General features: G+C 63.0%; 17 protein-coding genes. 5 read left to right on the top strand and 12 right to left on the bottom strand.

Annotated elements, in window-relative coordinates; translation table 11 throughout:
* Together SZ64_RS08630 and SZ64_RS08635 are read right to left on the bottom strand one after the other, a co-directional pair.
* The gene (locus SZ64_RS08630; RefSeq protein ID WP_054532172.1) at positions 1-507 is read right to left on the bottom strand and encodes a L,D-transpeptidase family protein; all 507 of its coding nucleotides are present in this window, start codon (positions 505-507) and stop codon (positions 1-3) included.
* 14 nt (positions 508-521) lie between these two features.
* Positions 522-1,811 carry an adenylosuccinate synthase gene (locus tag SZ64_RS08635; RefSeq protein WP_054530441.1) on the bottom strand — a complete coding sequence of 430 codons (1,290 nt, stop codon included), beginning with the start codon at positions 1,809-1,811 and terminating at the stop codon, positions 522-524.
* A 263-nt stretch (positions 1,812-2,074) separates the two neighbouring features.
* On the opposite strand from SZ64_RS08635, the gene SZ64_RS08640 reads away from it, so the two are divergent.
* Both SZ64_RS08640 and SZ64_RS08645 read left to right on the top strand, forming a co-directional pair.
* Positions 2,075-2,890: a hypothetical protein gene (locus SZ64_RS08640; protein ID WP_054530442.1), complete on the top strand. Its 816-nt coding sequence runs from the start codon at positions 2,075-2,077 to the stop codon at positions 2,888-2,890.
* A 119-nt stretch (positions 2,891-3,009) separates the two neighbouring features.
* Positions 3,010-3,921 (top strand): alpha/beta hydrolase, encoded by a 912-nt coding sequence (locus SZ64_RS08645; protein ID WP_054530443.1) that lies wholly within the window; start codon positions 3,010-3,012, stop codon positions 3,919-3,921.
* A 31-nt stretch (positions 3,922-3,952) separates the two neighbouring features.
* Here the strand turns inward: SZ64_RS08645 and SZ64_RS08650 are convergent, their stop codons facing one another.
* From SZ64_RS08650 to SZ64_RS08660, 3 genes are all read right to left on the bottom strand, one after another.
* Entirely contained in the window at positions 3,953-5,083 is a 1,131-nt protein-coding gene (locus tag SZ64_RS08650) for an ATP phosphoribosyltransferase regulatory subunit (RefSeq protein WP_054530444.1), read from the bottom strand.
* A 130-nt stretch (positions 5,084-5,213) separates the two neighbouring features.
* Positions 5,214-6,800: a phosphoglycerate dehydrogenase gene (gene serA, locus SZ64_RS08655; protein ID WP_054532173.1), complete on the bottom strand. Its 1,587-nt coding sequence runs from the start codon at positions 6,798-6,800 to the stop codon at positions 5,214-5,216.
* Positions 6,801-6,896: 96 nt separating this feature from the next.
* On the bottom strand, positions 6,897-8,042 hold the full coding sequence (locus SZ64_RS08660) for a phosphoserine transaminase (protein ID WP_054530445.1): 1,146 nt from the start codon (positions 8,040-8,042) through the stop codon (positions 6,897-6,899).
* A 270-nt stretch (positions 8,043-8,312) separates the two neighbouring features.
* Here SZ64_RS08660 and SZ64_RS08665 point away from each other — a divergent pair, with 270 nt between their 5' ends.
* Positions 8,313-8,891, top strand: coding sequence for an extensin family protein (locus SZ64_RS08665; protein WP_241773096.1), 579 nt, complete (start codon positions 8,313-8,315; stop codon positions 8,889-8,891).
* Between the two features lie 7 nt (positions 8,892-8,898).
* On the opposite strand, the gene SZ64_RS08670 is transcribed toward SZ64_RS08665, so the two are convergent.
* From SZ64_RS08670 to SZ64_RS08700, 7 genes are all read right to left on the bottom strand, one after another.
* Positions 8,899-9,540: a LuxR C-terminal-related transcriptional regulator gene (locus SZ64_RS08670; protein ID WP_054530447.1), complete on the bottom strand. Its 642-nt coding sequence runs from the start codon at positions 9,538-9,540 to the stop codon at positions 8,899-8,901.
* 195 nt (positions 9,541-9,735) lie between these two features.
* Positions 9,736-10,476, bottom strand: a complete 741-nt coding sequence (locus tag SZ64_RS08675; RefSeq protein ID WP_054530448.1) for a proteasome-type protease — start codon at positions 10,474-10,476, stop codon at positions 9,736-9,738.
* Between the two features lie 77 nt (positions 10,477-10,553).
* Positions 10,554-11,369, bottom strand: a complete 816-nt coding sequence (locus tag SZ64_RS08680; RefSeq protein ID WP_054530449.1) for a transglutaminase family protein — start codon at positions 11,367-11,369, stop codon at positions 10,554-10,556.
* A gap of 5 nt (positions 11,370-11,374) precedes the next feature.
* Positions 11,375-12,319 carry an alpha-E domain-containing protein gene (locus SZ64_RS08685; RefSeq protein ID WP_054530450.1) on the bottom strand — a complete coding sequence of 315 codons (945 nt, stop codon included), beginning with the start codon at positions 12,317-12,319 and terminating at the stop codon, positions 11,375-11,377.
* A 17-nt stretch (positions 12,320-12,336) separates the two neighbouring features.
* Positions 12,337-13,734, bottom strand: coding sequence for a circularly permuted type 2 ATP-grasp protein (locus SZ64_RS08690; RefSeq protein ID WP_054530451.1), 1,398 nt, complete (start codon positions 13,732-13,734; stop codon positions 12,337-12,339).
* A gap of 103 nt (positions 13,735-13,837) precedes the next feature.
* The gene (locus SZ64_RS08695; protein ID WP_054530452.1) at positions 13,838-14,584 is read right to left on the bottom strand and encodes an alpha/beta fold hydrolase; all 747 of its coding nucleotides are present in this window, start codon (positions 14,582-14,584) and stop codon (positions 13,838-13,840) included.
* A 465-nt stretch (positions 14,585-15,049) separates the two neighbouring features.
* Complete coding sequence (locus SZ64_RS08700; protein ID WP_162225088.1) at positions 15,050-15,607, bottom strand: DUF3617 domain-containing protein; 558 nt, start codon at positions 15,605-15,607, stop codon at positions 15,050-15,052.
* Positions 15,608-15,729: 122 nt separating this feature from the next.
* Here SZ64_RS08700 and uvrB point away from each other — a divergent pair, with 122 nt between their 5' ends.
* Positions 15,730-17,919: an excinuclease ABC subunit UvrB gene (uvrB, locus tag SZ64_RS08705; RefSeq protein ID WP_054530454.1), complete on the top strand. Its 2,190-nt coding sequence runs from the start codon at positions 15,730-15,732 to the stop codon at positions 17,917-17,919.
* On the top strand, positions 17,907-18,581 hold the full coding sequence (locus SZ64_RS08710) for a hypothetical protein (protein ID WP_054530455.1): 675 nt from the start codon (positions 17,907-17,909) through the stop codon (positions 18,579-18,581). The genes uvrB and SZ64_RS08710 overlap by 13 nt, the downstream gene beginning before the upstream one ends.
* Positions 18,582-18,624 lie beyond the last annotated feature (43 nt).

The following is an 18,624-nucleotide window of genomic DNA, read 5'->3' on the forward strand; positions in this document are numbered from 1 at the left end:
CTAAGGGATAATCACGATAGGGGTTCCGTCGGGCACCGCCTGCCACAGCTCATCCATCTCCGAATTGGACAGAGCGATGCAGCCATCGGTCCAGTCGCCCGGCATGCGGCCGACCGGCAGGCCATTGGGCTGGCCGTGAATGAAGATGTCACCGCCGGGCGAGCGCCCCTTGGCCTGCGCATAGGCCCGATCCTGCCCGTTGGGATAGGATATGCGCAGCGAGAGGTGATAGGCGCTGTTCGGATTGCGCGTGTCGATAGTGTAGCGTCCTTCGGGGGTCCGCTCGTCCCCTTCGAACTGCTTGTGCCCTTGTGGCGCGGCGCCAAGCTGAATGCCGGAATAGGTCTTGAGAGCCTCGCCCCCGGCATAGAGCGTCAGCGTGCGCTCCGATTTGTCGACCCGGACCAGATCGGCGCGCGGCAGCGGCCCCTCCCGCACGGATGTGCAGGAAGACAGGGCCAGTGCCGCGACGGCGCAGAAGGGGGAAAGGGCGATGCGCTGTGCCATCGCCCCGCCCATTATCAGTCGAGGAAGGGATCGCGTACCAGGATCGTGTCTTCACGTTCCGGGCTGGTGGAAACCAGTGCAACGGGCGTTTCGATCAGTTCCTGCACGCGCTGGATATATTTGATCGCCTGAGCAGGCAGATCGGCCCAGGAACGGGCGCCGGCGGTGGTGCCGCTCCAGCCTTCCATTTCCTCATAGATCGGCTCCACTTCGGCCTGATCGGCAGCGTGGCTGGGGAAGTAATCCAGCACCTTACCGCGCAGGCGATAGCCGGTGCAGATCTTCACGGTTTCGAACCCGTCCAGCACGTCGAGCTTGGTGAGCGCGATGCCGGTTACGCCGGAAATGGCGCAGCTCTGGCGCACCAGCACGGCATCGAACCAGCCGCAGCGGCGCTTGCGGCCCGTTACGGTGCCGAATTCGTGGCCGCGTTCGCCCAGGCGCTGGCCGGTTTCGTCCTCCAGTTCGGTGGGGAACGGGCCGGAGCCGACGCGCGTGGTGTAGGCCTTCACGATGCCCAGCACGAAGCCCGTGGAACTGGGGCCAAGGCCCGAGCCGGATGCAGCAGTGCCGCTTACCGTGTTGGAGCTGGTGACGAAGGGATAGGTGCCGTGATCTACATCGAGCAGCACGCCCTGCGCGCCTTCGAACAGGATGCGGGCACCGGCCTTACGCACGGTGTTGAGCCGCTTCCACACCGGCTGGGCGAATTGCAGCACGAAGGGCGCGATTTCCGCGAGTTCGGCCAGCAGGGCAGCACGGTCCACCGGTTCCTGCCCGAAACCGGCGCGCAGCGCATCGTGATGAGCGCACAGGCGATCGAGCTGCGAATCGAGCGAATCGAGATGGGCCAGATCGCACACGCGGATCGCGCGGCGGCCGACCTTGTCTTCATAGGCCGGGCCAATGCCGCGGCCGGTAGTGCCGATCTTGCCCGATCCGGCAGCCGCTTCGCGCAGGCCGTCCAGATCGCGGTGCAGCGGCAGGATCAGCGGGCAATTGTCGGCAATCGCGAAATTGTCGGGATTGATGACGACGCCCTGCCCTTCGAGCTTCTCGATCTCGGCCTTCAGCGCCCACGGATCGAGCACCACGCCATTGCCGATGATCGACAGCGTGCCGGTGACGATGCCCGAAGGCAGCAGGCTGAGCTTGTAGACCTTTTCGCCCACAACCAGCGTGTGGCCGGCATTGTGGCCGCCCTGAAAACGCACCACGGCATCTGCCCGGCTGGCGAGCCAGTCGACAATCTTGCCTTTGCCTTCATCGCCCCACTGGGCGCCGATCACGGTTACATTGGCCATGGTTGTACTTGTCCCTCCTGCCGGTTCGATCCGCAAGGTCCTTCGACAGGACTCGACCAGGGGACGGGACGGGGGAGCCGCACCAGCAGCCCCGGATGCGGGGCGCGCCCTAGAGGCAGGCCGGGGCGCGAGTCAAGCGGTGTCTCGGGCAGTGTATCGGGCAGCCGTGAGGCTGAAGGGCATTGGCATGCGCGCTGGCCGCCCCTACCCTCCGTGACGAGTTCTGCGGGCAAGCAACAGGGGATGCGGGAATGCGGGCGATAATGATGGCATTTGCGGTGTTGGGATCGCTGTTGGCGACCTCCGCCGCAACGGCAGAGGATGTACCGCTGACCAAGCGCAGCGTCGAGCAGCTTGACCGTGAATGCGATGCCAAACAGGCCGAAAGCTGCGATGAATTGCGCTTTCGCTATACCGGCATACGGGGCGTGGCGAAGGACGACGCGAAATCGGCCGCCTATCGCCTGCGCGGCTGCGAGGCTGGCGATGCGCGTGCCTGCGGCGTCTATGCCGTTCAGGTAAACATGAACAAGCCCGGCTATCCTGCGAAGAACCCGGCCATCGTCGCGCGCTATGCCTATCTGGGTTGCGTCGGGGGCGATGCGCCCACCTGCGGCTTTGCCTCTGCGCTGGCCAACAAGACCACCAGCTACAATGCACAGGAACGGGCGACCATCTATGACAAGGTGTGCAGCATCGGCACTCCGGCGGATTGCGCGCTGGCAGCCGATGCGGAGGGCGGGCGCGCCAGTTGGCGGAGCGCCGCCGATTACGCCCGGCGGGCCTGCGCAAGGGGAGATTCGCGCGCCTGCATTAACGAGAAAGCCTTTGCCGCCCGCGACCAGAACAGCCGCCCGGCCGTGGCCGCCCGGCCCAGCCAGCCCACCCAGCAGGCCGCGCGTAAGCAAGCGCCGCTGAGCGATGCGCAACGGTATCAACCAAGCACGGGCCGCCGCAGCAATGCCCGCGACCAGAGCCGGTCCGGATATGAAAGCTGCACCAAGAGCAACGGCGCAAGCGGATCGCGCTATTGGTATTACGGTTTCGACAACAAGCGGCAATACGGCCCCTGCACCTGAGAAACGGGGGCTGCCGCCCTAGCCGTGCGGGCAAGGTGACAGACCGCGACACTTTGCGACTGGCCTTCCGCTCCGCAATGGATAGCCATGGGCGGCGGGGGCACGAAAGGACGAGACGCATGCAATTCGTAGCCTTGGCCTCCGGCCTCCTCTTTGCCTCCAGCCTCACGCTCACCTTCGCCGACGCAGCATGGGCTGCCTCGCGCGAGGGAACGCAGACCGCCCGCGCCGCCCCTGCCCGCACACTGGCGAAGCAGACCATCAGCTACGGCAGGGACAAGCTGCAGACGCTGGACTTCCACGCCGCGAAGAATGTGCGCGGCCCCGCCCCGCTGGTGATGTTTGTCCATGGCGGCGGCTGGTCCAAGGGTAGCAAGGACAATGCGACCGGAAAGGACAAGGCACCGCATTACACAGGCGAAGGCTACAACTTCGCCACGATCAATTACCGGCTGGTGCCGAATGCGAGGGTGGAACAGCAGGCGCAGGACGTTGCCGACGCGCTCAAAGCCCTGCTCGACAGGGCTGGCCAATTGGGCATCGACAAGAGCCGGGTCGTGCTGTTGGGCCATTCTGCCGGCGCACATCTGGTTGCGCTGGTGGGCACCGATCCGCGCTATCTGCGCGCCGCCGGGCTGACGGAACAGGACATTGCCGGGGTAATCCCCATCGATGGCGCTGCCTATAATGTTCCCGAACAGATGAAGTCCGCGCGCGGTCCGTGGTTGGGCAACATGTTCACCAAGGCTTTCGGCACGGACCCTGCACGCCAGCGCGAGCTTTCACCCACTTTCCATACGGCAAGGCCCAATGCCCCGGCTTTCCTGATCCTCCACGTCCAGCGGACTGACGGAATAAGTCAGAGCAACGCCCTTGCCGACGCCCTGCGCAAGGCAGGCACGGAGGTGACGGTGAAGAGCTTCCCCGGCAAGGGGCTGAAGGGCCATATGACCATCAACCGCAGCCTGGGCGATCCGGACTATGCCGCCACCAAGGCCGTGGATGACTGGCTGACGCGGATTTTCAGGTAATGCCTCCCCTCCCCATGTGGGAGGGGGAATTTCACAAGGGCGTGGCCGCGCTGCCTTGCAGCACGTGGGTGCAGCCCAGCGTGGCCGCATCATCCGCATCCGAAAGCGCGGCGATTGTGCGCCAGCCTTCGCCGCGCAGCTTGGCAGCAGCAGCCGGATCGTGGCCGAGAGGCAGGAACACTGCCTCTCGCGCAGCGCCGTTGGCCGCCACATCGATCAGCGGATCGGGATAGAGCGAGAAGCCGGTTGCAGCCTCCCCGCCACCCTGTTCCCCGGCAGCGTCGCCGCTGATCCGATAGGTGCCGCCCCGGCCCAACAGACCACGCACGCCTTCGGCATAGATCGTGAAGCCAAACCAGCTCTGATATTCAAAGCCATGGCGTTCGGTGGGGTCCAGCGTAAGCCGGGCAGCGCCCGCAACGCGCGATGCGATTTCCTTCAGGCCGCGGATACGGCTTTCCAGCACGCCGCCCACATCGATGCCGGCCAGCTTCTCTATGGCGCTTTCGAACGGGCCGGTGGCATAAAGCAGCGGCAGATAGGCTTCGCCGCCAGCGGCCTTGAGGCCGCCCGCATCCTTGGAATCCAGTTCGCGGCGCACTGCGTCGATCTTCTGCGGATCGAGCGGCAGGATGCTGGTTGCCAGCGTGTCCACCAGATCGGGCAGAGTGAAGTCCACCGAAACTCCGGTAGCCCCTGCGGCCTTGGCCGCTTCGATTGCCATGGCGACCACTTCGGCGGCGGCGGCCACACCATCGCTGCCGATCAGTTCGGCGCCCACCTGCAGCCGTTCGCGCTGCGGATCGAGCGCATCGGCCTTGATGGTCGCAACCGGGCCTGCATAGGCAAGGCGCAGCGGGCGCGGCGCTGCGGCCAGCCCGGTTTCGGCAATGCGGCCCACCTGCGGCGTGATGTCGCTGCGCAGGGCCAGCGTGCGCAGGCTGACCGGATCGATGAAGCGGAACATGCGGCGCGGCTGAATGCCCGCCATGCGCGCGGCGAGCGATTTCTCGAACTCGATCAGCGGCGGACGCACGCGGTCATATCCATGCGCGTCCATCACATCCAGGATGGCACGCATGATCCGTGTGGCGGCGGCCGCGCTCTGCGGCAGCCGGTCTCCAAGCCCCTCGGGCAGCAGGTCGCGGTCGATATCGCTCATGACGGTGTGCCCCCTAACCCCTCGGGCTTGGCCTGTCGAACCCCCAATTCAATCCGGGGCTTCAAATGGAAAGCCCGGCCCCGGAAAAATCCGGGGCCGGGCCCATGGAGAGACGGTTGTTGCCGATGCCTCAGGCGAAGTTCAGCGGCATGGCCCGCTTCACGCCCGGCAGGGCGCGAGCCTTTTCGAGCACGTCAGCCGGAACCGGCGTATCGACCGACAGCAGCAGCACGGCTTCGCCACCAGCCGCAAGGCGGCCGAGGTTGAAGGTGCCGATATTGATGCTGTTTTCGCCAAGCAGGGTGCCGATGCGACCGATGAAGCCCGGAGCATCTTCATTGACGATGTAGAGCATGTGGCCGGTCAGTTCCGCTTCGACCTTGATGCCGAACAGTTCGACCAGGCGCGGTTCGGAATTGCTGAACAGGGTGCCGGCAACCGAACGCTCGCCCGCATCGGTCTTCACCGAAACGCGGATCAGCGTGTGATAGTCGCCTTCACGCTCGGTCTTCACTTCGCGCACTTCAAGGCCGCGTTCCTTGGCGAGGAACGGAGCATTGACCATGTTCACCGTGTCCGAGTGGACGCGCAGGAAACCGGCAAGAACGGCCGCCACGATCGGCTTGGCGTTCAGTTCGGTCGCCGCGCCTTCAGTGTGGATCGAAATCCGCGGCACCGAACCATGGGTAAGCTGGCCCACCAGCGAGCCGAGCTTTTCGGCCAGAGCCATATAAGGCTTCAGCTTCGGAGCTTCTTCAGCCGAGAGCGAGGGCATGTTCAGCGCATTGGTGACGCCGCCATTGACCAGGAAATCGCTCAGCTGGTCAGCCACCTGCAGCGCCACATTGACCTGCGCTTCATTGGTCGAAGCGCCAAGGTGCGGGGTGCAGATGAAGTTCGGGGTGCCGAACAGCGGCGATTCCTTGGCCGGTTCCACCGCGAACACGTCCAGAGCAGCGCCTGCGACATGGCCGGAATCCAGCGCTTCCTTCAGGGCCGCTTCATCGACCAGACCGCCACGGGCGCAGTTGATGATGCGCACGCCCTTCTTGGTCTTGGCGATGTTTTCCTTCGACAGGATGTTGCGGGTCTGGTCGGTCAGCGGAGTATGCAGCGTGATGAAGTCCGCACGGGCCAGCAGATCGTCTAGCTCGACCTTCTCGATGCCCAGTTCCACGGCACGTTCGGCCGACAGGAAGGGGTCATAGGCGACGACCTTCATACGCAGGCCCAGCGCACGGTCGGCCACGATGCCGCCGATATTGCCGGCGCCGATCAGGCCCAGCGTCTTGCCGGTCAGCTCGACACCCATGAAGCGGTTCTTTTCCCACTTGCCGGCCTGCGTCGAAGCGTCGGCTTCGGGCAGCTGGCGGGCAAGCGCGAACATCAGCGCAATGGCGTGTTCTGCAGTGGTGATCGAATTGCCGAAGGGGGTGTTCATCACCACCACGCCCTTTGCCGAGGCATAGGGGATGTCGACATTGTCGACGCCGATACCGGCGCGGCCGATCACCTTGAGGTTCTTGGCGGCGTCCAGCACTTCCTTGGTCACCTTGGTCGACGAACGGATGGCGAGGCCATCGTAGTCGCCGATGCGGGCGATCAGCTGTTCCGGGGTTTCACCGGTGATCACGTCCACTTCGCAGCCGCGCGCTTCGAAAATGCGGGCGGCGTTGGGGTCCATCTTGTCCGAAATAAGGACTTTGGGCTTGGTCATGTCGGTATCCTTTGGTGCGCTCCTGCGCAGGCAGAAGCCCATGGGAATGTCGTGCAAGGGTGCATAAGCTCCTGCCTGTGCAGGAGCTTATGGCTGTCAGGCAGCGGCCAGAGCGGCCTTGGTTTCGGCGTAGGCCCAGTCGAGCCAGGGGCCGAGCGCCTCGATGTCGGCAGTGTCGACAGTGGCGCCGCACCAGATGCGCAGGCCCGGAGGGGCATCGCGATAGCCGGCGACGTCATAGGCCGCGCCTTCCTTCTCCAGCAGTCCGGCGAACTGCTTGATGAAGTCGGCATCGGCGCCTTCGACGGAGAGGCAGACCGAGGTCTTGGAACGGGTGCCCATGTCGGCCGCGAGATGGCTCAGCCAGTCGCGTTCGGCCACGATCTTGTCCAGTGCCACGGCATTGGCGTCGCTGCGCCCCTGCAGGCCCTTGAGACCGCCAAGGCCCTTTGCCCATTCCAGCGCGAAGATCGCATCTTCCACCGCCAGCATCGACGGGGTATTGATGGTTTCGCCCTTGAACACGCCTTCGGCCAGCTTGCCCTTGGACATGAGACGGAAGACCTTCGGCAGCGGCCAGCTGGGAGTATATTCCTCCAGGCGCTGCACGGCGCGGGGGCCGAGGATCAGCACGCCATGGCCGCCTTCGCCGCCCAGAACCTTCTGCCAGGAGAAGGTGGCAACGTCGATCTTGTCCCACGGAATGTCGTAAGCGAACACGGCGCTGGTCGCGTCGGCGAAGGACAGGCCTTCGCGGTCGTCGGGGATCCATTCGCCATCGGGAACGCGAACGCCCGAAGTGGTGCCGTTCCAGGTGAACAGCACGTCGTCAGACCAGTCGACCTTGTCGAGATCGGGCAGCTGGCCGTAATCGGCGCGCATCACATTGGCTTCGAGCTTGAGCTGCTTGACTGCATCGGTGACCCAACCTTCACCGAAGCTTTCCCAAGCCAGAGCCGTAACCCCACGTGCGCCCAGCATGGTCCACATGGCCATTTCGAATGCGCCGGTATCGGAACCGGGCACGATGCCGATGCGGTGCGTATCGGGCAGCTCAAGCACTTCGCGCATCAGGTCGATGCAATAGGCAAGACGCGACTTGCCGATCTTGGCGCGGTGCGAGCGGCCGAGCGATTCGGTAGCGAGCTTTTCAGGGGAATATCCCGGCGGCTTGGCGCAGGGACCGGAAGAAAAGAAAGGACGCGCCGGCTTGGCCGCCGGACGGGCATTCGTATCAGTCATGTAGACTCTCCTCACAGAGAGCACGCGCGGCGTTGGGACCGCGTGGCCCGTCGCCGCACTTAGTGGCGGTTTGAAACGAGTCAAGGCGATTTGCCGGAAAGCACGGCGAACTGCGGCATGCAAATGCCTATCTTAGTTGAAAATTAACCGTCTTTAGCGCAGAATCGCGCCATGAAACGTGCATTCGCCCTGTTTCTGGCATCTGCCACGCTCGGCGCCTGTTCGATGCTTCCAGATGGAGGTTCGGGGCGCAGTTCAGGCCAGCAGGCCATGCGCCCGGCCCAGCCCGTCTATGCTCCCAGTGCGCAGGAACGCCAGTGCCTCTCCCAGCTCGGTGCGTCAGAGGCCAGCTTCACTCCCCTGCCCGACAAGTTTTACGGCGGCGGCTGCTCCACTGTGAACACTGTGCAACTTTCGGCACTTTACGGCGATGACAGCCGCACACTCGGCCTCGCTAATATCGGCCCAGTCGCCTGCCCTGTCGCAAACAGCTTCGCCGGCTGGGCACGCTACGGCGTGGACCGCGCGGCGCGCTCCATCCTTGGAAGCCCGATTGCCCGAATCGAAACTTTCGGCAGCTACAATTGCCGCAACGTCGCCGGCAGTTCCCGCCGTTCCGCCCACGCCACCGCCAATGCGATCGACGTTTCAGGCTTCGTTCTCGCCGATGGCCGGCGGATCAGTGTAAAGCAGGCGTGGAGCAACGGGAATCCGTCAGAGCGCGAATTCCTGCGCGTCGTCCATGCCAGCGCCTGCAAGCGCTTCGGGACCGTGCTGGGGCCTGAATATAACGAGGCCCACAAGGACCATTTCCACCTGGAAGGCGGCGAGCGGCCCTTCTGCCGCTGACGCCTTCTCAGGCCTGCTCCTCGCCGGTCAGAGTCCTGCTCGGCCGGTCCAGCCTGGCATCCAGATAAAGGCGAACCGCTTCGGCGACGTGCTTGGCGCCGAGCTTCTCCATCATGTTCGCGCGATGGATTTCCACCGTGCGCGGGCTGATTTCCAGCTCGCGCGCGATGAGCTTGTTCGACCCGCCATTGACCAGCAGTTCGAGCACTTCGCCTTCCCGCTCCGACAGGAAGCTGATCTTCTCCCGCGCCTCGATCATCCTGCGACGCGTGCGCGTCTGCTCTCGCGCGCGCTTTTCGACGCGATCGAGCATGGCCGCAAAGGCACTCTCCTCGATCGGCAACAGCAGATAATCGAGCGCGCCCAGGCTTACTGCCTCGACCACGCGCGAAACCGATGCGTCTTCAGAAGCGATCACCAGCGGCAGGCACACACCGAGCATGTCGAGCGCAGCAAGGATCTCGGCCGCGCCGCTCCCCAGCTCGTCGTCACGCACGATAAGGATACCCTCGCGCGGCGGGTGCTTGGCGATTTCCTCAAGGCTCGCATACACTTCGGCATGATAGCCGAGTGCAAGCGCCAACCGGGCAGCCTCTGCCCGCGCCTTGATGTCGCGTTCGACGAAGTGGATGGTAAGAACCTGTCCCATGCCCTCAAGGATGTGGGCATGCCCCCCTGGCATGCATTCCGACTTGGCGCCGATTCAGGGCAATAAGATACCGTAAATTCGCACCAATATGTCAGAACAAGAGTAGAAATCGGTCCGAACCGGATTTGAATTACGGAATTGCCCTTAAGGGCCTGCACGAAAGCAGGGTTTCGAACGGTCGTTCGGGGACAGGAGTCAGGCTTCGAAGCGATAGTCCGGCAGGGCGTGGACAGCTTCCTTGAGCGAGTCGCCCCACCTCGAAGAGATGGACAGGAAGTAGGGATCGTCCTTGTCGATCCGCTTTTCGTGCAGCGGAACAAAGCTGTCGCGGGCGATCACCATCAGGTCCAGCGGCATGCCGACCGAGAGATTGGCCTTGAGGGTCGAATCGAAGCTGACCATCAGCAGCTTCACCGCATCCTCGAAATCCATGTCGCTTTCATATCCGCGCAGCAGGATAGGACGGCCGTATTTTGTCTCCCCGATCTGGAAGAACGGCGTGTCCCAACTCGCTTCGATGAAATTGCCTTCCGGATAGAGCATGAACATGCGCGGCTGCATGCCCTTGATCTGCCCTGCCAGAATCATCGAGGCGGTGAAGCGCCCCTCCCCTTCCATGCCGTTTCCAGCCTGGGAAGATTGGATCGTGGCGCGCAACAAGCGGCCGACTTCCACTGCAACCTGGAACATCGTGGGAGCTTCCAGCAGCGAGTTCTGCCGCTGGTCCGGCGCCTTGTTGCGTTCCTCAAGCTGGCTGATGACGGCCTGCGTAGTGGCAAGGTTGCCGGCGGTCATCAGGGTGATGATACGCTCGCCCGGGACTTCCCAGTGAAACATCTTGCGGAAGGTGGAGATGTTATCGACGCCCGAATTGGTGCGGGTGTCGCTCATCAACACCAGCCCCTTTTCCAGCATCATACCCACGCAATACGTCACTTCGAATCCCCTGACTCTGTTCCTTCAACAGCCATTGCGGGCGAAATGACCCGTGGCAATGCCCCTGCTTTTGAAGATTACTGTTCCATGCTCTGCTGTTCCACAGCCAATGCGACGTGGAGTTCTTCTTCCGCCGCACCGAAACTGATCCCGGTAACCGGCGCAGCCTCGCCATAATCGCGACCGGTGGCGACACGCACATAACGCGGATCGGGCGAAATGCCGTTCGACACATCGAAGCCTACCCAGCCCAGCCCTTCGACATGAGCCTCCGCCCATGCGTGGGTCGCCTCCTGATGGACCCGATCATCCATCATCAGATAGCCCGAGACATAGCGTGCCGGAATATCCAGCGCCCGTGCCGCCCCGATGAAGATATGCGCATGGTCCTGGCAGACGCCCATGCCTTCTGCCAGCGCCTCCTCGGCGGTGGTATAGACGTGGGTCACACCGGTCTCGTACCGCACCGTGTCGCGGATCGCGTCCGAAAGCCCGTGGAGCATAGCCAGCGTATCGCCATCTTGGCGACGAACCTGTGTGACGAGGGAGCGCATCTTCGCCCCCGGCTTGGTCCGTTCGGTCTGCGAGAGGAACGCCCAGAGCGGCAAATGCCCGGCATGCCAGCCGATCACTCCGGCCTTGTCCTGCGTCTCGACCATGCCCTCGCAATGGATCACCACTTCCTGAGTGCCCGGCAATACCGAGATCAGCGTGGTGTGGTTCCAGTTCTGGTCGTCATATTCCAGTTCCAGATTTGCCCCGTCATAGGTCATCGACCACGACAGGATTTCCTGCCCATGGGTAGCCTTGGGCGTGAGGCGCAGCCGCTGGAGCCCGTGTGCGACCGGCTCTGCGAAACGATAATGCGTGGTGTGGCGGATGGAGAGGCGCATGGCTTTCAGGCGATGAATCGATAGTCGTCGGAAATGGCGGTGGCGATGGCCTGGTTCTCGCTGATGAAGGCGGTCAGGAATTCATGCAGGCCCTTGTCGAAAATGGAATCGATGGTTGCCTGACACAATTTCCGGTCCGCCTCGCGCATCAGCGCATGGCATTCACCGCGGTCATGGTGAAGCTCGGCCAAAGCGCCAAGATTGCCGCGAAGCGCATCGTAGCAGAATGCCAGGCTGCGCGGGAACCGGCGGTCGAGGATCAGGAACTCCGCAATGCCGCGCGGGTCCATCCGTCCGGCATTGAGCCAGCGATAGGCACGCTCGGCCGAGAGCGAGCGGAGCACAGTATCCCATTGCCCGGTGTCGAGGCTGGACCCGACATAGGCAAGCGACGGCAGCAGCAGGTAATATTTCACGTCCAGAATGCGCGCGGTGTTATCAGCGCGTTCCAGAAATGTGCCTGCCCGCGCGAAATGGTAGATCTCGTTGCGCAGCATGGAGCCATAGGTTGCCCCGCGCACCAGGGTCGCCTCACGCCTGATGGTCGCGAGGACATTGCCGAGACTAGCCTCGCGCACCGGACGGTCCAGCAACTCGCTCAGCATCATCCAGGCTTCGTTGACCGCTTCCCAGACTTCGGCAGTGATCGAAGTACGCGCGCTGCGGGCATTGGCCCGAGCCGCCTCGATCATACCCAGCACGTTTTGCGGGTTTTCCTTGTCGCGCAGCACGAAGTTGCACACTTGTGCGCCGGCATATTCGCCATGCAAGGCTTCATATTCCGCCCGTTCACCCAGAGTGACAATGACGGAGCGCCATTCTTCATTTGCGGCATCCGCCCCGCGAGTGAGCGCCATGCGGAAGCCCGCCTCCAGCAGGCGCGCGGTATTCTCCGCCCGCTCCAGATAGCGGAACATCCAGAAGATCGAATTGGCTGTTCTGCCCAGCATCCTCTTCGTCGCGCCCCTCAGTCTTCCAAAACCCAGCTGTCCTTGGTCCCGCCCCCTTGCGAGGAATTGACCACCAGCGAGCCTTTTTTCAGTGCCACGCGGGTGAGCCCGCCCGGTGTAATGTCCACCCCATTGGGCGAAACCAGCACGAAGGGCCGCAAATCCACATGGCGCGGGGCCAGCCCGGCCTTGGTGAAGATCGGCACGGTGGAAAGCGCCAGCGTCGGCTGGGCAATGTAATTGTCCGGCCGGGCCTTCAGCTTGTCCTTGAATTTGGCGATCTCGCGGCTCGACGATGTCGGGCCGATAAGCATGCCATAGCCGCCCGAACCGTGGACCTCTTTCACCACCAGCTCGGCGATGTTGTCCAGAACGTAGGCGAGGCTGTCGGCCTCAGCGCAGCGCCAGGTGGGCACATTGGGCAGCAGCGGCTTCTCGCCAGTATAGAACTCCACGATCTCCGGCATGAAGCTGTAGATCGCCTTGTCATCCGCGATTCCGGTGCCCGGAGCATTAGCGATAGTGATCCCGCCGGAGCGATAGACATCCATGATCCCCGGCACGCCAAGCATGGATTGCGGATTGAAGGTCAGCGGATCGAGGAAATCGTCGTCCACCCGGCGATAGAGCACGTCGATCGGCTGGAAGCCCGCCGTAGTGCGCATCTGCACCCGGCCGTCGACCACACGTAGATCGCTGCCTTCGACCAGTTCGGCCCCCATCTGGTCTGCCAGGAAGGCATGTTCGAAATAGGCGGAATTGTAGATGCCCGGCGTCAGCACCGCCACAACCGGCTTATCCGACGCTGCATCTGGCGCGCAGGCGGCGAGGCTCTTGGCGAGGCGGCGCGGATAATCGGACACGGGCTGGACGTGGATCTTGGCGAAGAGTTCCGGGAACATCGCCATCATCGTCTCGCGGTTTTCCAGCATGTAGGAAACGCCGCTGGGCGTGCGGGCATTGTCTTCCAGCACCATGAACTCGTTAGGCCCGGTGCGGACAAGGTCGATGCCGACGATATGCGTGTAGACCCCGCCCGGCGGTGTGAACCCCACCATCTGCGGCAGCCACGCGACATTGCTTTTGAACAGGCTTAGCGGGATACGGCCCGAGCGCAGGATTTCCTGCCGATGATAGAGATCGTGCATGAAGGCGTTGAGCGCCCTCACCCTCTGCTCGATCCCCCGGGAAAGGCGTCGCCATTCTCCGCCAGTGATGATCCGTGGCACCATGTCGAAGGGGATCAGCCGCTCTTCCGCGTCATCGTCGCCATAGACATTGAAGGTGATCCCGGTTCGTCGGAAGAACTGTTCGGCCTCACGGCTCTTGCGCCGCATGAGGGCCGGATCCTGTTCATCCAGCCAGCTTACGTAGTCCCGGTAAGCCGGACGGATTGACCCGTCGGCCTGCCGCATCTCGTCGAAATTAGGCTCCGGCTTTATGCTCACTGCCCCTTATGTTGCAGCGCAACACTTGCACGGAACTTTGTGCCTGCCAAGGGGGCAAAATGGAATCGGATCAGATGTTTTCGAGCTCGGCCAAAACCGCCTCGATCGCCTCGTCCGAATAGGCGAAACCCATGTGGCCGCAGCGCAGGGCAACGGCCCGGTCCCGCTCTCCGGGGCGGCCGCAGGAACTGCGCGGAGAGACAATCCCGTCGCGCGCGCTCCACAAGGCCACAGTGGGCACAGGCGGCTTGGTCGCAATGTCTGCAACGACCGGCGGCGCCTCCACCGAATGGCCGGTGATCAAATGATAGATTCGCCAGACATTATTGGCCTTGGGATTGCCCGAGAAGGGCGAACCCATCGTCACGACCTTGGCGATGGCATCGGGATGGCGCTTTGCCACTTCGCGCGCAAAAATGCCGCCAAGGCTCCAGCCGACCAGCACTACCTGCTCGCCATAACGGCGATGGAGATCGAGCACGCGCTGGGTGACCACGTCGAAATTCTCGGGCGACGGCCCCATGTTGAAGCCGAGGCCCCAGTTCTTCACCGTATGCCCCGCCATTTCGAGATGGCGGGCCAGCCGACGCAGGCGCACCGGGTGAGTCGCGAAGCCGGGCAGCAGCATCACCACGCGCGGACTGGTGCTGCGAGGCACGGCAAGACCCGGCTCCTTGCGCTTGAGCGGGCGGGTGAGGAATTGCAGTTCGCCCAGCAGGTGCTTCAATGGCGGGCCGTGAATACCGCTCGGCTGCGCTTCAGCAACCAGTGCTGCCCGCGCCTTGATCGTATCCAGCCACTCACTGGCCACAGGCATGCGCAAGGGTCGGTGCCCGATGGCACCCCGGCGCGGCAAGGCGCCCGCATGGCTTCGACTCAGCGAGTTCATGCAGGCAATGTAACAGAACTGACTTATTGTAGGCTGAATGAAATCTGCCGCAGTCACGAAACTGTAGCATTCCCCCTCACTCGGCGCGCAGCACACGACGGGCCTGAAGCGGGGGTGTTACACATGTTACACTGCTCACACTACCGAGCGGGTTTGAGGCGATAAGGCAATATTTGAATATTTTTATTTATATTCAAATACTTATGTTACTTTCCAGACATCCGGACGAGGCAACCGCACCACCCTGCCCTTACCCGTTCCGCATGAACCATAGCCCGGCCTGTCGCGTGACACTGCATGTCCTGCGACAGGCTCAGGGCGAATTGACAAGGGGGAGTTACATGCCCCTGCGTCGGAGTTCAGCGCACCCGGCGGGTCACTCTCACTCAGTCATCAGCCTTTGCATTCGCCGATGCGTTCGGAAACCATATGCATCTTCATGTGCATCTTGCCGCCCGGCATATCCGGCACGACCTGATCGCCTTCCACGGTCATGTCGCTGCCGGTGGAACTGAAACTGCCGCTGAGCTTGAAGGTGCCGCTGCCGCCATTCTCGCCATCGCACTTCATCACAGCGTCAATCGCACCGCCGGACACGTCAAACTTGTCGTAAGTGCAATTGCTTTCCTTGTTCATGCCGCGCGAAGTCAGCTGCTTGACCGCTTCCTTCGCCTCTTCGGGCGTGAGGCAATCGGTAAGTTCCATATTGGCTGACATGGACTGTTTCATCTGCGCCGCCATCGCTGCGGGCATTCCGGGGATGCTCATCTCCAGGACTTCCACAGTCTGCTTGTAAAGGCCCGGCTGCGGCGTATCGAGGCCCGCCGCCACAGCTTCCGCCGGCTTCGCCGCTTCCCCACCTGCCTCGCCGCCAGCTGGCGCTTCTTCCTTCTTGCCGCACCCGGCAAGGGCGATTGCCGCCACGATCGGCAGGAGAACCAGTTTACGCATCAAATCGATCCCTTCGAAAAACGGAATAAATGACGCGACCCATCGGGCCGCGAATACCAAGCCAGTGCCTTCCTGCCAACGCCCCGTTGCGGAACGCATGTAGAACGGCCATATATCGCGCCATGGCCGAACTCGTCATCCGCAGGGGTCTGGAAGAGCCCGACACGTCGGGCACTTTCACGCCCCACAAGCCCACGCGCCCGGAAAAGTCCGATGGGGGGCGGCCGTTCAAGCTCGTCTCGGATTATGAACCAGCCGGCGACCAGCCCACCGCGATTGCGGAACTCGTGGCGGGCATGCGCGAAGACGAGAAGACGCAGGTGCTGCTGGGCGTGACCGGCAGCGGCAAGACCTTCACCATGGCCAAGGTGATCGAGACCTTGCAGCGCCCCGCGCTGATCCTGGCACCGAACAAGATCCTCGCCGCGCAGCTCTATGGCGAGTTCAAGAGCTTCTTTCCGGAGAACGCGGTCGAATATTTCGTCAGCTATTACGACTATTACCAGCCCGAAGCCTATGTGCCGCGCAGCGACACCTATATCGAGAAGGAAAGCTCGGTAAACGAGGCGATTGACCGGATGCGCCATTCGGCCACCCGCGCCCTGCTGGAACGGGACGACGTGATCATCGTCGCCTCGGTTTCCTGCCTTTACGGTATCGGCTCGGTCGAAACCTATTCGGCCATGATCTTCGACCTGAAGAAGGGGCAGGAAGTCGACCAGCGGGAAATCATCCGCAAGCTGGTGGCCCTGCAATACAAGCGCAACGATGCGGCCTTTGCGCGCGGCAATTTCCGCGTTCGGGGGGACAGTCTGGAAATCTTCCCCAGCCATTATGAAGACATGGCCTGGCGAGTGAGCTTCTTCGGCGACGAGATCGAGGAAATCAGCGAGTTCGATCCCCTCACAGGCGCCAAGGGGGCCAGCCTCAACAGCGTGCGCGTCTATGCCAATTCGCACTATGTCACGCCCGGCCCCACGCTGAAGCAGGCCAGCGAGGCGATCCGGTTCGAACTGAGCGAGCGGCTCAAGGAACTGGAAGCCGAAGGCAAGCTGCTGGAACATCAGCGGCTGGAACAGCGCACCAATTTCGATCTGGAAATGATCGCGGCCACCGGCAGTTGCGCAGGGATCGAGAATTACAGCCGCTTCCTGACCGGGCGCCTGCCGGGGGAACCGCCGCCGACCCTGTTCGAATATCTGCCCGAAAATGCCCTGCTGTTCGTGGACGAAAGCCACCAGACCGTGCCGCAGATCGGCGCCATGGCCAAGGGGGACCATCGCCGCAAGCTGACGCTGGCCGAATATGGCTTCCGCCTGCCGAGCTGTATCGACAACCGCCCGCTGCGCTTCAACGAATGGGATGCGATGCGCCCGCAGACCGTTGCCGTATCGGCCACTCCCGGCAATTGGGAAATGGAGGAATCGGGCGGCGTCTTTGCCGAACAGGTGATCCGCCCCACCGGCCTGATCGACCCGCCAGTGTTCATCCGCCCGGTGGAAGACCAGGTGCAGGATTGCATCAACGAATGCCGCGAAACCGCGGCACAGGGCTATCGCACTCTCGTTACCACGCTGACCAAGCGGATGGCGGAAGACCTTACCGAGTTCATGCATGAGGCTGGGCTGCGCGTGCGCTACATGCATTCCGACGTGGAGACGCTGGAGCGCATCGAACTGATCCGCGACCTGCGCATGGGCGTGTATGACGTGCTGGTGGGCATCAACCTGCTGCGCGAGGGGCTCGACATTCCCGAATGCGGCCTCGTCTGCATTCTGGATGCGGACAAGGAAGGCTTCCTGCGCAGCGAGACTTCGCTCGTCCAGACCATTGGGCGCGCCGCCCGCAACGTGGATGGCCGGGTGATCCTCTATGCCGACCGCATGACCGGCAGCATGGAACGCGCCATCGCCGAGACGGACCGCCGCCGCGAGAAACAGCGCGCCTATAATGAGGAACACGGCATCACGCCGCAGACGATCAAGCGCCAGATCGCCGACATCGTCGCCCACACGGCCAGCCGTGACGGGGTGCTGGTGGACATCGAGGCGGAAGATGGCCGCAACAACCTCGTGGGCCACAATCTGCGCGCTTATATCGAAGACCTGGAAAAGAAGATGCGCGCCGCCGCCGCCGATCTCGAATTCGAGGAAGCCGGCCGCCTGCGCGACGAAATCCGCCGACTGGAAGCCGAAGAACTTGGCCTGCCGGACGAGGAAAAGAAGGCACCGCTGGTCGGACGCAGTAATGAAGGCAAGCCGGGCACTCGCAAGACCCGCTATGGCAAGAGCCAGCGGAAATGGGGGCGGTGAATCCGGCGCGGCCGGAAGGCCCGCTTTACCGCAGTTGGGTACTTTCCTGCGGTCTAGGCGAATTTATCGGCATCGGCTGTGCCGGGATCGTCGCACTGGCCGCAAACAGCCTGATCGGGGAGCCTGACAGCCCGGCAGCGGCATGGACGATCTATCTGGCGATGGTCTCCGTGGGCGCGGTTGAAGGCGGCGCCATCGGCTTTTTCCAGTGGCGTATCCTGCAACGGCTTTTTCCGAATTTGCCGGCACGCCATTGGATCGGCGCCACCGTGGCCGTCGCCATACTCGGCTGGGCCTCGGGAATGCTTCCGTCGACCTTGAGCGCGGGGTCTCCACCCGCTGGCGCAGAGGCAGTTGCAGAACCTGGCATGGCTTTCATTCTGCTCGCCTCGGCGGGAATGGGGGCTGCGGGCGGCCTCATCTTCGGCTTTGCGCAATGGCTCGTCCTGCGCCGCCACACTTCGCATGCAGTGCTGTGGCTGCCTGCCAATATTCTCGGCTGGGCGATTGCGATGATGTGGATTTTCCTTGCCGCTACATGGCCGGACATGACCACGCCGCCTCTGTTCATCGCGCTGAGCGCGCTGGCAGGCGGTGCGGCTGCGGGCTTGTCCATCGGCGCGGTTACCGGCATCGCGCTGCTGCGCCTTGCGAGACAATGATGAACCGGATTCTACTGCTTCCCCTTCCCCTCCTGCTCACCGC

The organism is Erythrobacter sp. SG61-1L, from assembly GCF_001305965.1.
Taxonomy (GTDB): Bacteria; Pseudomonadota; Alphaproteobacteria; order Sphingomonadales; family Sphingomonadaceae; genus Andeanibacterium.